Source organism: Pseudomonas sp. IT-P395, assembly GCF_949767675.1.
Taxonomy (GTDB): Bacteria; Pseudomonadota; Gammaproteobacteria; order Pseudomonadales; family Pseudomonadaceae; genus Aquipseudomonas.
In genome coordinates, this window is sequence record NZ_CATKPW010000044.1 from 333,453 (window position 1) to 346,707 (window position 13,255).

Here is a 13,255-nt window from a genome sequence, read left to right on the forward strand (position 1 = left end):
TGTTAAAACCTCATCAAACTCTTCAGGCGCATATCACTGCGGGTTGGCACGAGTGCTGGAAAGCAACGATTTCAGGTTGGCAGCCTTGGGCTTGACCAGCCAGAAACGGCGCAGGTAGTCATCGAGGTTTTCGGCGAGTTCACGACCCCACTCGCTGTCGGTTTCCGCGACGTACTCGTTCAGCACGTTTTGCAGGTGGCTGCGATAGGCTTCCATCGCCTCGCCGCTGATCCGCTGGATTTCCACCAGTTCGTGGTTGACCCGGTCAACGAAGGTGTTGTCCTGATCGAGCACGTAGGCGAAACCACCGGTCATGCCAGAGCCGAAGTTGTAACCGGTCTTGCCCAGCACGCAGACGAAACCACCGGTCATGTACTCACAGCAGTGATCGCCAGTGCCTTCCACAACCGTGTGGGCACCGGAGTTACGCACGGCGAAACGCTCGCCTGCGGTGCCGGCGGCGAACAACTTGCCGCCAGTGGCGCCGTACAGACAGGTGTTGCCGATGATGGCGCTTTCCTGAGTTTTGTAAACGCTGCCCTTCGGCGGCACGATGGTCAGCTTGCCACCGGTCATGCCTTTGCCGACGTAGTCGTTGGCATCGCCTTCGAGGTACATGTTCAGACCGCCGGCGTTCCACACGCCGAAGCTCTGACCGGCAGTGCCTTTGAAGCGGAAGGTGATCGGCGCTTTCGCCATCCCTTGGTTGCCATGCTTGCGGGCGATTTCGCCGGAGATCCGCGCGCCGATCGAACGGTCGCAGTTGCAGATATCCAGATCGAACTCGGCGCCGCTCATGTCGTTGATCGCCGACGAAGCCATCTCGACCATTTTCTCGGCCAGCAGGCCCTGGTCGAATGGTGGGTTGCGCTCAACGCCGCAGAACTGCGGTTTGTCCGCCGGGATGTGATCGCTGCCCAACAGCGGCGTCAGGTCCAGGTGGTTTTGCTTGGCGGTCTGGCCTTCGAGGATTTCCAGCAGATCGGTGCGACCGATCAACTCTTCGAGGGAGCGTACGCCGAGCTTGGCCAGCCACTCACGGGTTTCCTCGGCGACGTAGGTGAAGAAATTCACCACCATGTCGACGGTACCGATGTAGTGATCCTTGCGCAGCTTCTCGTTCTGCGTCGCAACGCCGGTGGCGCAGTTGTTCAGGTGGCAGATACGCAGGTATTTGCAGCCCAGCGCGATCATTGGCGCAGTACCGAAGCCGAAGCTTTCAGCGCCGAGAATCGCTGCCTTGATCACGTCGAGGCCGGTTTTCAGGCCGCCGTCAGTCTGCACCCGGACTTTGCCGCGCAGGTCGTTGCCGCGCAGGGTCTGGTGGGTTTCAGCGAGGCCGAGTTCCCACGGTGCGCCAGCGTATTTGATCGAAGTCAGCGGCGAAGCACCGGTGCCACCGTCGTAGCCGGAGATGGTGATCAAGTCCGCGTAGGCCTTGGCCACACCGGCGGCGATGGTGCCGACGCCTGCTTCTGCAACCAGTTTCACCGAAACCAGCGCCTTCGGGTTGACCTGTTTCAAGTCGAAAATCAGCTGCGACAAGTCTTCGATCGAATAGATGTCGTGGTGCGGCGGTGGCGAAATCAGGGTTACGCCCGGCACTGCGTAACGCAGCTTGGCGATCAGCCCGTTGACTTTACCGCCCGGCAGTTGCCCGCCCTCGCCCGGCTTGGCGCCCTGTGCGACCTTGATCTGCAGCACTTCAGCGTTGACCAGGTATTCCGGGGTTACGCCGAAACGGCCAGTCGCGACCTGCTTGATTTTCGAGCTCTTGATGGTGCCGTAACGCGCCGGATCTTCACCACCTTCGCCGGAGTTGGAACGCGCACCGAGGCGGTTCATGGCTTCAGCCAGGGCTTCGTGAGCTTCCGGCGACAGTGCGCCCAGCGAGATACCGGCGGAGTCGAAGCGCTTGAGCACCGATTCCAGCGGCTCGATTTCACTGATGTCCAGCGGCGTATCGAGGGTCTTGACCTTGAACAGGTCGCGGATCATCGACACCGGACGGTTGTCCACCAGTGAGGTGTATTCCTTGAACTTGGCGTAGTCGCCCTGCTGCACGGCGGCTTGCAGGGTGTTGACCACGTCCGGGTTGTACGCGTGATATTCGCCACCGTGGACGAACTTCAGCAGACCGCCCTGCTGGATCGGCTTGCGCGGACTCCAGGCTTCGCTGGCCAGCGCTTTCTGCTCGGCTTCGATGTCGACGAAACGCGCACCCTTGATGCGGCTCGGCACGCCACGGAAGCTCAGGTCGCAGACTTCTTCGGACAGGCCGATGGCTTCGAACAACTGCGCACCGCGGTACGAAGCGATGGTCGAGATGCCCATTTTCGACAAGATCTTCAGCAGACCTTTGGTGATGCCTTTGCGGTAGTTCTTGAACACTTCATAGAGGTCGCCCAGCACTTCACCGGTACGGATCAGGTCGCCCAGCACTTCGTAGGCCAGGAACGGATAGACCGCCGAGGCGCCGAAACCGATCAGCACCGCAAAGTGATGCGGGTCACGGGCGGTAGCGGTTTCAACAAGGATGTTGGAATCGCAGCGCAGGCCTTTTTCGGTCAGCCGGTGGTGCACGGCACCGGTCGCCAGCGAGGCGTGGATCGGCAGCTTGCCTGGGGCGATATGACGGTCGCTCAGAACGATCTGGGTACGACCGGCGCGCACGGCTTCTTCAGCCTGATCGGCAACGTTGCGGATGGCCGCTTCGAGGCCAACGCTTTCGTCGTAGTTGAGGTCGATGATCTGCCGTTCGAAACCCGGGCGGTCGAGGTTCATCAGCGAGCGCCACTTGGCCGGCGAGATCACTGGCGAGCTGAGGATCACGCGCGAGGCGTGTTCCGGCGACTCCTGGAAAATGTTGCGCTCGGCACCGAGGCAGATTTCCAGCGACATCACGATCGCTTCACGCAGCGGGTCGATCGGCGGGTTGGTGACCTGCGCGAACTGCTGACGGAAATAGTCGTACGGCGTGCGCACACGCTGGGACAGCACGGCCATCGGCGTGTCGTCGCCCATCGAGCCAACGGCTTCGTAGCCTTGCTCGCCAAGCGGACGCAGGACCTGATCGCGCTCTTCGAACGTGACCTGATACATCTTCATGTATTGCTTGAGCTGATCGACGTCGTAAAACGCCGAACCGTGGTCGTTGTCTTCCATGGTCGCCTGAATGCGCAGGGCATTCTTGCGCAGCCATTGCTTGTACGGATGACGGGATTTCAGACGGTTGTCGATCGCATCGGTGTCGAGGATCTGCCCGGTTTCGGTGTCCACCGCGAAGATCTGCCCAGGGCCGACACGGCCTTTGGCAATCACGTCTTCCGGCTTGTAATCCCACACGCCGATTTCCGACGCGAGGGTAATGAAACCGTTGGTGGTGGTGACCCAGCGCGCCGGGCGCAGACCGTTACGGTCAAGCAGGCACACCGCGTAGCGACCGTCGGTCATGACCACGCCGGCCGGGCCGTCCCACGGTTCCATGTGCATCGAGTTGTACTCGTAGAACGCACGCAGATCCGGGTCCATGGTTTCGACGTTCTGCCACGCCGGCGGAATGATCATCCGCACGCCACGGAACAGGTCGATACCACCGGTGACCATCAGCTCGAGCATGTTGTCCATGCTCGAGGAGTCGGAACCGACACGGTTGACCAGCGGGCCGAGCTCTTCCAGATCCATCAGATCGTTGCTGAACTTGGTCCGACGGGCCTGCGCCCAGTTACGGTTACCGGTAATGGTGTTGATCTCGCCGTTGTGGGCGAGAAAGCGGAATGGCTGCGCCAGCGGCCATTTCGGCAGGGTGTTGGTGGAGAAGCGCTGGTGGAACACGCAGATCGCGGTTTGCAGGCGCTCGTCACTCAGGTCAGGATAAAACGCGGCCAGATCGGCCGGCATCATCAGGCCTTTATAGATGATGGTTTTGTGCGAAAAGCTGCAGATGTAGTGGTCGGAGTCGACGGCGTTGGATACCGACGAACGGCGACGGGCACTGAACAGCTTCACGGCCATGTCCTGATCGCTCAGGCCTTCGCCGCCGATGTACACCTGCTCGATCTGCGGCAGGCGCTCGAGAGCGAGGCGGCCGAGGACGCTGGTGTCGATTGGCACTTTACGCCAGCCGATCAGTTGCAGGCCTTCAGCGAGGATCTCGCGGTTCATGTTCTCGCGAGCGGCTTCGGCCTTGACCGGATCCTGGTTGAAGAAAACCATGCCCACCGCGTATTGCTTGGGCAACTCGACGCTGAAGGTTTCCTGGGCAATGGCTCGCAGGAACGCGTCAGGTTTTTGAATCAGCAGACCGCAACCGTCACCGGTCTTGCCGTCGGCATTAATCCCACCGCGGTGGGTCATGCAGGTCAGGGCCTCGATGGCCGTTTGCAAAAGGGTATGACTGGGCTCGCCCTGCATATGGGCTATCAGGCCGAAACCGCAGTTATCCTTGAATTCATCTGGTTGGTACAGACCTGCTTTCATAGACACTTTCTCACCAGGCTGCCTCTTTTCGAGGCAAATTTCTTTTCAATTCAACCACTTGCGTCCTGCGCCGAACGTACGCCGGCTTGGCGGGGGCAAAAGGGTGGTCATTGTACACAGCGACACAGAGGCTCACAAATTTGACGACGAAATGTCGCAAATTCATGTCGCATTTGTGAAAGGTTTAAAGCGATCTGCTGTGCTAGTCAAAACTTTTTTAATTTTGACCGCAACGACTCAAAGACTACTGTAACGCAGACACCACAAGGCACGCGGTCTGTAGAGACGGCGCGCACTTGCAGAAATTTTGAGGTGCTTGGAGAGGCGGCCTGGGTAAGGCCGCCGAATCTTCAGCGAGTTGTTGCCAGTTCCTGTTGGACGCTGGCGACAGTGCGAGGCCAAGGTTTACCAGCCTGAACCTTCGCTGGCAAGGCCTTGATGGCAGAAACGGCTGCATCACGATTGGCGAAGTTGCCATAGGTGATCACATAGAGAGGCTTGCCGTTGAGCACTTTCCTGAAATAACGGTACTCGCCGCCCTGCTCTTTGACGAAAGTTTGCGCCGCCGCTTCAGAGCTGGTGCCGAGGATCTGCACCACGTAGTTGCCGGTCGGCTGACCGGCGTACCAGCTGCCACCGGCGGCTTTGGCAACGGTCACCGGCTTCTCGGCCGGTTTGGCAGCGGCGACTGGCTTGGCTGGCGCTGGAGCCGGTTTGGCGACTGGCGCGGCTGGAGCAGGCTTGGCGGTGGCAACTTGCGTCGGCGCCGGGGTGGGCTTGGCGGCTGGCAACGGAACCGGTGTCGGCGCGGGACCGGCCGGAACGCCCGCAGGCGGTGCGGAAGTGGTTACGGTCGGCGGGGTATTGCTGGAACCTTCCAGTGGCACACCATCGTCGCCTTCGGTAATACCGCCGGCCGCTTCGGCCAACGGGCCGCGCATGACCGGTTGCGAGTTGCCGACCAGCGGCAACGGCATCGGCTGTGTATTACCGGCGAACTCGACGTTCGGCGCGCCGCCATTGGCTGGGCCCTGGCCCAATGGCAACTGTGCCTGCTCATTGGCCGGTGCACCGGTGGTCGGCGCCTTGTTGCGACCCGGCATCAGCCAGGCGGCAGCGACCGCGACCACAACGACGGCGGAAATGGCCAATACGTGTTTCTTCGGCATGTTGAACCCCATACTTGGACGCTTGACCGCTGAGCGGCTGGCAATCATGACTTCGATCAGAGCATCGCGAGCGACCTGGTTGATGTTGCCCGGCCAACCCTCGGCACTTTCGTGAATATCAGAGATCTGATCTGCGGTGAAAAGTTCGACACCCCGGCCGGCACCTTCGAGCCGTTGGTCGAGATATTCGCGAGTCTCTTCTTCGGTGTAAGGCTGCAACTCGATGACGTGAAAGCGCTCTTCCTCAAGGTGCAAAGCCTCAAGCTGAGCGATCAGCGACGACTCACCGAACAGGAACACGTGCGGGCGACCTTCCGGTGCGCCGGCACCCAGCGCCATCAGCGCTTCGAGGGCGGATTCATCGAGCTGCTCGGCGTCATCCACCAACAGATAGACTTCCTGACCGGTCAACGCGAGTTGCACCACTTGTTCCAGAATCGCGCCAACATCGGCCTGAGCGACGTTCAGTGCCTGCGCCACTTGGCGCAGCACGCCAGCGGCATCACCGGCGCCACGGGCGGAAACCACCACGCTCTGCACCGACTGCTTGTTGGTGCTGGCGACCAGCGCCTGGCGCAGCAGCGTCTTGCCGCTGCCTTGCGGGCCAGTGACCACCAGTAGCAACTGGCTGTAACGCGCCAGATGATGCAACTGCCCCAGCACCGGTTTGCGCTGGGCCGGGAAGAACTTGAAGCCCGGCACGCGTGGCGCGAACGGGTCGTGACTTAACTGGAAATGGCCGAGGAACGCCTCGTCGGCATGCAAACTAGTCATCGGAATCTTATTAACCTTTAAGCTGAGCCAGGGCGCGGTAATCCGCTCCCAGCGTGGCCTGTAGAACCTCTTTCGGATAATCGTCGGTCACTACCGCTTCGCCCATCCGGCGCAGCAGCACCAGGCGCAGACGACCGTCGATCACTTTTTTGTCGATTGCCATGTGTTGAAGAAAATCGGCCTCGGTCATTTCAGTCGGTGGCACCACCGGCAGACCGGCGCGCTGGAACAGGCGGATACCGCGATCGCGCTCCTCATCACTGATCCAGCCCAGACGCGCAGACATCTCCAGCGCCATCACCGTGCCAGCTGCGACCGCTTCCCCATGCAACCAGACACCATAGCCCATGTGGGTCTCGATGGCGTGACCAAAGGTGTGGCCAAGGTTGAGCGTGGCGCGCACACCGGTTTCCTTCTCATCGGCGCCGACCACCGCAGCCTTGGCTGCGCAGGAGCGCTCGATGGCGTAAGTCAGGGCTTTCTGGTCCAGCGCGCGCAGGGCGTCGACGTTGTCTTCGAGCCAGGTCAGGAACGGCTCGTCGCAGATCAGCCCGTACTTGATGACTTCCGCCAGGCCGGCAGACAGTTCGCGCTCTGGCAGGGTTTTCAGGGACGCCGTATCGATCAGCACCACGTTCGGCTGATAGAACGCGCCGACCATGTTCTTGCCCAGCGGATGGTTGATACCGGTCTTGCCGCCCACCGATGAATCGACCTGAGAAAGCAAAGTGGTTGGAATCTGGATGAAGTCGACGCCGCGCTGATAGCAGGATGCGGCGAAACCGGCCATGTCGCCGATCACACCGCCGCCCAAGGCGATCACGGTGGTGCGGCGATCATGACGGGCGGTCAGCAGACCGTCGAAGATCAGTTGCAGGGTTTCCCAGTTCTTGAAGGCTTCGCCGTCCGGCAGCACCACGGAGATCACCGAGAACTGCGCGAGGCTGCGGGTCAGACGTTCAAGATAGAGCGGCGCAACGGTCTCGTTGGAGATGATTGCCACTTGCCGCCCATGGATGTGCGGAGCCAGCAACTCGGGCTGATCCAACAAACCTTCGCCAATATGAATCGGGTAGCTGCGCTCGCCTAGATCGACCTTGAGTGTCTGCATGTGTCCCCACAGTGAAGATGGAAGCAGGCGTCCTGCCCTGAATTATTGGTTGTCTGCGGCCTACAGCGGGTATGACGCCGCTCGCACGCCATCCGCCACAACCTCGACGGGCTGTGACAGGACGCCGAGGATAGCGCATTTCGAACGATGCTTTAACGGGGTGGAAGCTGCGCCAGACGATCAAGAATGTCGAGCACCACCATGCGTGGCGGCCGTTCGTCGGTTTCCACCACCAGATCGGCGATTTCCCGATAGAGCGGATCGCGGATCGCCAGCAGGTCGCGCAGGGTTTTCTCCGGATTGGCGGTGCGCAGCAACGGCCGATTGCGGTCGCGCGCCGTGCGGCCGACTTGCTGTTCGACGGAGGCGTGCAGATACACCACTCGCCCACCCTCATGCAGGGCTTTGCGATTGGCATCGCGCATGACGGCGCCACCGCCGGTCGCCAAGACCACGCCGTCGAACGCGCACAGCTCGGCAATCATCGCCTGCTCACGGTCACGAAAGCCGGGCTCGCCTTCCTTGTCGAAGATCCACGGGATATTGGCGCCCGTGCGCAGTTCAATTTCCTTGTCGGAATCTTTGAACGGCAGGCGCAGCTCTTTGGCCAGCAACCGGCCGATGGTGCTTTTGCCAGCGCCCATCGGTCCTACAAGAATCAAATTTCGCACAGAATCAACGACTCACAGCAATCGCCTGGTTATTCATGATACGTGGTGTGAGAAATACCAGCAGCTCGGATTTTTTCTCCGAAACCACATCACGCCGGAAAAGGCGGCCAAGATACGGCACATCGCCAAGAAATGGCACCTTATCTACAACCTTGCTTTGAGTATTTGAGAAAACACCGCCAATCACGATGGTTTCGCCGTCGTTGACCAGCACCTTGGCGTTGACCTCGTTTTTCTTGATTGGCGGCACATCCTGCACTTTGTTCAGGTAATCCGGCTCGTCCTTGGTGACCTTGACCTCCATGATGATGCGGTTGTCGGGGGTGATCTGCGGCGTCACTTCCAGCGATAGCGAGGCTTCCTTGAACGACACCGAAGTCGCACCACTGGAGCTGGCTTCCTGATACGGAATTTCAGTGCCTTTGAGGATTTTGGCGGTTTCCTTGTCGGAGGTGACCACTTTCGGTTGCGAGACGATTTCACCGTTGCCGGTTTTCTCCATCGCTGTCAGCTCAAGATCGAGCAGGACATTGTCAGTGATGAAGGCAATGCCAATCCCTGAAGTATTGCCCACGGTACCCATGTCGACGAACGGTGAGTTGGTGCTGGTGCTGCCGGGTGTACCAATGGTGGTCGACGAACCGTTGACTCCGGAGGCGTTCCAGTTGCCCTTGTTCTGAATCGACCCGCCCCAGCGCACACCCAGACTTTTATCGTAATCGACGTTGGCCTCGACAATTCGCGCCTCGATCATTACCTGACGCACCGGGATATCCAGCTGTGCCACGATTCGCCGCAGTTCGTCGAGGCGATCCTGGGTCTGGTAGGCGATGATGTTGTTGGTCCGCTCATCGACGGTAATCGAACCGCGTTCATCGATTTTCGCTTCGGCACTGGTCACCGACTGGAACAACTTGGCGATGTCTGCTGCCTTGGCGTAGTTCACTTGCAGCAGCTCACGGCGCAACGGCGCCAGTTCGGCGATCTGTTTTTGCGACTCCAGTTCCTGGCGCTCGCGTGCTGCGATTTCATCGGCTGGAGCGACCAGCAGCACGTTACCGATCTTGCGTTTATCCAGGCCTTTGGTTTTCAACACTAGATCCAGCGCCTGATCCCACGGCACGTTTTGCAGGCGCAAGGTGATGCCACCCTGCACCGTGTCGCTGGCGACCAGATTGAGATTGGTGAAGTCGGCGATCAGTTGCAGCACCGAGCGCACATCAATGTCCTGGAAGTTCAGCGAAAGCTTTTCGCCCACGTACGCCTGACGGTCAGCGTTGCGTTTTTGCAGGTCATCGACCGTCATTGGGCGGATGCTGACGGTCAGTTTGTTGTCGGTCTGGAAGGTGGAGTACTCGTAGGTGCCGCTGGGCTCGACGGTAATAACCGTGCGATCAGCGGTCACTGCGGCATTGACGAACTGCACCGGGGTGGCGAAATCCTTGACGTCGAGGCGCACCCGCAGCTTCTCCGGCAACTGCGTGCGGGCGAAACTGAGAATGATCTTGCCGTCATGCTCTTGGATATCCGGGGCCATGGTCGGATCGGAAAGGTCGATGACGACATTGCCTTCGCCTGCTGTTCCACGCTGGAAATCCACACCGCGAATCGCCCGGCTTTTCGGTACAAATGCCTTGGTGGGCGCAGTAGCTTTTGCAGTAGCACGAGGCGCAACGACAGCAGGACGCGGCGCAGCTGCCGGTGCGCCCTGACCGACGACCACGAACAGGTTATTGCCCTCGACCCGCGTGGTGTAAGGCGCCAGCTGCGTCAGGCTGACAATCAGCCGCGTGCGCTCCTTCGCTTCGACCACCGTGGCCGTTCGCGCATTGCCACTACCCAGATCGAGGTTCTTGCTGGCCAACTGACTGACAACACCGGGCAGATCCAGCGCAATCCGCGCCGGTGATTCAGTGGTGTAGCCCTTGGGCTGCGGCGGCGGGCCGTCGAACGACAACTTCAGCTCGACGCGATCACCCGGCAACGCCGCGACATCCAGCGTCTTCAGATTGGCCGCGAGTACCATCGGCGACATCAGCGCTATCCATAGCGAAAAACCGAGGGTGGAGAAAATCCTGTTCATTGTTCGACTTCCACTATGAGTGCTCTTTCAAAGGAATGGTGCGCGGACGCTCCAGCCAGGCGCCTTCGCCGTCGGGCACGATCTCGACCACATCGACCTGGGTGGCGCTGATGGCGACGATGCGACCGTCGTTGCGCCCCAGGTAATCGCCGACTTTCAGCCGGTGCACCGCGCCCGCTCCGCGCAACAACGCGAAGGAGCCGGAAGCATTGGCAATCGTGCCGACCATCTCGAACTGCTCGATGTTGAAACCTTCGAGGTATTGCTTGACCCGGTTGGGGTCGGGTTTGACGTTGCGTGAGCCATGTTTCTGCCCAGCCAGATCGACCCGCACCTGGCGCGAGAACGGACTGCGCAGGTTGGCCGCGCTGTAAGTGAATGTGGGGTAAGACCGGAATGTCGGGGTTGGTTCAATCTTGCCTGCCGGGCGCAGGCGCACTTCGTTCAGGTAGGCATCGAGATCGCTGAAGTCATCGCTGCCACCACAACCGTTCAGCGCGAGCAGCGTCATCGACAACGCGATGTAACGAATCGGGCTCATTTCTGCAGCCCCTTGTCGTTATAGCGATAGGTCTTGGCAAGGATGCTCATGCGCAGCTTCGGCCCGCCCTCTTTATCGGCAGGAGCGAGTTCGAAATCATGCAAGGTGACAATGCGCGGCAGCCCGGCCACGCCACTGACGAAAGTGGCCAGGTCGTGATAGGCGCCGGTGACGGTGATCTGGATCGGTAGCTCGATGTAAAACTGCTGAGTGACCTCCGGCAGCAGTTTGATCTCTTCGAACTCCAGGCCACTGCCCAGGCCAGTACGGGTGATGTCTTCGAGCAGGCCCGGCACTTCGGTGTCACTGGGCAATTGCCGCAGCAGCACGCCGAAGGTATTTTCCATTTCCTTCATTTGCTGGGTGTACAGCTCGAGATTGGCTGACAGGCGCGCCTTGCTGGCGAACTGTTCCTTGAGCGCGACTTCTTCTTCGCGCTTGGCCTCCAGCTGGTTTTCCAGATCGCTGATGAAAAAGTTATAGCCAAGCGCCAACACCAGCACCATCAACAGCGCTCCGGCCATGGCTTTCACGGCGGCCGGCCAGGAGCCGATGTTGCTGGTGTCGAGATCGTTGAAATCAATGTCGCGCAGACTTTCCAGCCATTCGGACGGCTTCATTGCTCGTCCTCCACGGTGCGGGGTTGGGTCTGCCGTACCGTCAGTTCAAAGGTGCTGGCCTGATCCACCTGGCCTGCAGTCGTTGCCTTCACCTCATTGAGGCTCGGTGCGTCGAACCAGTCGGAGGCCTCCAGATTGCGCATCAGGTCTGAGACCCGATTGTTCGATTCGGCAGCACCACTGATCGACAGGGTTTTGCCGACCATCTTCACATCGGTGAAATACACGCCGTCCGGCAGCGTACGCGCCAGCTGATCGAAGATTCGCCCGCTGATCTGCCGGTTGCCCTGCAAATCCTGAATGATGCGCATGCGTTCGACCAATTGCTGACGGCGCGCCTTGAGTTCGCTGATCTGCTTGATTCGTTCGTCGACCACGGCGATCTGCTTGCCGATGTAGTCGTTGCGCGCCACTTGCCGCTCAATGGCCGCGCTGATCACCTGATCGGCAATCAGCACCGCTCCGACCGAGCCGACCACCACTCCGATCAAGGCCAGCAGAAAGCGTTTGCGCCGTTCTTCGCGACGCTCTTCGCGCCACGGCAGGAGGTTGATCCGCGCCATCAGTCGAAACTCCTGAGCGCGAGCCCGCAGGCGATCATCAGCGCCGGCGCATCGCTGGCCAATGCTCCAGCGTTGACCTTGCTGCTCAAGGCCATGCTGGCAAAGGGATTGGCTACTTGCGTCGGCGTATTCAGGCGCTGCTCGATCAAACGGTCCAGCCCTGGCACCGACGCCGTGCCGCCGGCCAACAGAATGTGATCGACCGCGTTGTATTGGCCGGAGGCGAAGAAGAATTGCAGCGAGCGCGACACTTGCTGCACCAGCGCCTCGCGAAACGGCTGCAAGACCTCGCTGATGTAATCATCGGGCAGACCACCCTGCTTTTTCGCCAGCCCGGCCTGCTCGAGGGTCAGGCCATAGCGGCGCTGGATTTCCTCGGTCAGTTGCCGGCCACCGAACAATTGCTCGCGGGTATAGATGATCTTGCCGTTGTGCAGGACGCTGAGCGTGGTCATGGTCGCACCGATGTCGACCACCGCGACGGTCAGACGCTCCTGCGAGGCCGCCAGTTGCGTCGCAAGCAGGCCGAATGAACGCTCCAGCGCATAGGCCTCGACATCGACCACCCGCGCCGTCAGGCCAGCGAGGGCAAGCGCCGCTTCACGGACTTCGACGTTTTCCTTGCGACAGGCGGCGAGCAACACGTTGACCCGCTCGGGATTGCGCGGCGATACACCCTGGACTTCAAAATCGATGGCGACTTCGTCCAGCGGGTAGGGAATATATTGGTCGGCTTCGATCTTGAGCTGGTTTTCCAGCTCGTCGTCGGACAGCCCGGCGTCCATTTCGATGACTTTGGTGATCACCGCAGAACCGGCCACCGCGACCGCCACGCTCTTGAGCCCGGTGCGCGCCTTGACCAGCACACGGCTCAGGGCCTGACCGACGCCTTCAAGTTCGGCGATGTTTTTTTCGACCACGGCGTTGACCGGCAACGGCTCTACCGCATACGCCTCGACCCGGTAGCGATCACCCTGACGGCTCAGTTCCAGCAGCTTCACTGACGTGGAACTGATGTCGATCCCCAGTAACGTATTGGCCTTTTTATTGAAGAGTCCCAGCACTACCAATTCCCTATGACTTTCCGTGAGTTACGGACTCTGTAATACGCATTGCGTTCCTTCACCCCGTCTTGACAGAAGCGCAAATGACGCCCCCAGCAGAAAAGTGCTTATAATGCCCAGCGTTTTTTTCCGCTTTTTACTGCAAGCGCGGATGGTTCTGTGTGTAGCCGGAGCCCCGTC

9 protein-coding genes are annotated in these 13,255 nt (G+C 60.1%); all 9 read right to left on the minus strand.

All coding sequences use genetic code 11. The features are described from left to right. Positions 1-33: 33 nt before the first annotated feature. The 9 genes from gltB to ACM6IN_RS21950 all read right to left on the minus strand — a co-directional run bounded on the left by gltB (position 34) and on the right by ACM6IN_RS21950 (position 13,075). On the minus strand, positions 34-4,479 hold the full coding sequence (gene gltB / locus ACM6IN_RS21910) for a glutamate synthase large subunit (protein WP_007909434.1): 4,446 nt from the start codon (positions 4,477-4,479) through the stop codon (positions 34-36). Between the two features lie 350 nt (positions 4,480-4,829). After that, entirely contained in the window at positions 4,830-6,422 is a 1,593-nt protein-coding gene (locus tag ACM6IN_RS21915) for an AAA family ATPase (protein WP_414916697.1), read from the minus strand. A 10-nt stretch (positions 6,423-6,432) separates the two neighbouring features. Beyond that, positions 6,433-7,533 (minus strand): 3-dehydroquinate synthase, encoded by a 1,101-nt coding sequence (gene aroB, locus ACM6IN_RS21920; RefSeq protein ID WP_007909430.1) that lies wholly within the window; start codon positions 7,531-7,533, stop codon positions 6,433-6,435. A 152-nt stretch (positions 7,534-7,685) separates the two neighbouring features. Further along, complete coding sequence (gene aroK / locus ACM6IN_RS21925) at positions 7,686-8,204, minus strand: shikimate kinase AroK (protein WP_025110261.1); 519 nt, start codon at positions 8,202-8,204, stop codon at positions 7,686-7,688. A 4-nt stretch (positions 8,205-8,208) separates the two neighbouring features. Beyond that, positions 8,209-10,287 (minus strand): type IV pilus secretin PilQ, encoded by a 2,079-nt coding sequence (gene pilQ, locus ACM6IN_RS21930; protein ID WP_414895025.1) that lies wholly within the window; start codon positions 10,285-10,287, stop codon positions 8,209-8,211. A 13-nt stretch (positions 10,288-10,300) separates the two neighbouring features. Continuing rightward, positions 10,301-10,828, minus strand: coding sequence for a pilus assembly protein PilP (locus tag ACM6IN_RS21935; protein WP_095113435.1), 528 nt, complete (start codon positions 10,826-10,828; stop codon positions 10,301-10,303). Beyond that, positions 10,825-11,448 carry a type 4a pilus biogenesis protein PilO gene (gene pilO / locus ACM6IN_RS21940; RefSeq protein WP_007909415.1) on the minus strand — a complete coding sequence of 208 codons (624 nt, stop codon included), beginning with the start codon at positions 11,446-11,448 and terminating at the stop codon, positions 10,825-10,827. The genes ACM6IN_RS21935 and pilO overlap by 4 nt, the downstream gene beginning before the upstream one ends. Continuing rightward, complete coding sequence (locus ACM6IN_RS21945; protein ID WP_414916698.1) at positions 11,445-12,011, minus strand: PilN domain-containing protein; 567 nt, start codon at positions 12,009-12,011, stop codon at positions 11,445-11,447. Before ACM6IN_RS21945 ends, pilO begins: the two co-directional genes overlap by 4 nt. After that, positions 12,011-13,075, minus strand: coding sequence for a pilus assembly protein PilM (locus tag ACM6IN_RS21950; protein ID WP_095113433.1), 1,065 nt, complete (start codon positions 13,073-13,075; stop codon positions 12,011-12,013). Before ACM6IN_RS21950 ends, ACM6IN_RS21945 begins: the two co-directional genes overlap by 1 nt. Between the last annotated feature and the right edge of the window lie 180 nt (positions 13,076-13,255).

What these genes read in the sequence shown, in the direction of transcription:
- ACM6IN_RS21915 (WP_414916697.1), bottom strand. Translation starts at nt 6,422, where the DNA reads ATGACTAGTTTGCATGCCGACGAGGCGTTCCTCGGCCATTTCCAGTTA.
- pilO (WP_007909415.1), bottom strand. Translation starts at nt 11,448, where the DNA reads ATGAAGCCGTCCGAATGGCTGGAAAGTCTGCGCGACATTGATTTCAAC.
- ACM6IN_RS21935 (WP_095113435.1), bottom strand. Translation starts at nt 10,828, where the DNA reads ATGAGCCCGATTCGTTACATCGCGTTGTCGATGACGCTGCTCGCGCTG.
- pilQ (WP_414895025.1), bottom strand. Translation starts at nt 10,287, where the DNA reads ATGAACAGGATTTTCTCCACCCTCGGTTTTTCGCTATGGATAGCGCTG.
- ACM6IN_RS21945 (WP_414916698.1), bottom strand. Translation starts at nt 12,011, where the DNA reads ATGGCGCGGATCAACCTCCTGCCGTGGCGCGAAGAGCGTCGCGAAGAA.
- gltB (WP_007909434.1), bottom strand. Translation starts at nt 4,479, where the DNA reads ATGAAAGCAGGTCTGTACCAACCAGATGAATTCAAGGATAACTGCGGT.
- aroB (WP_007909430.1), bottom strand. Translation starts at nt 7,533, where the DNA reads ATGCAGACACTCAAGGTCGATCTAGGCGAGCGCAGCTACCCGATTCAT.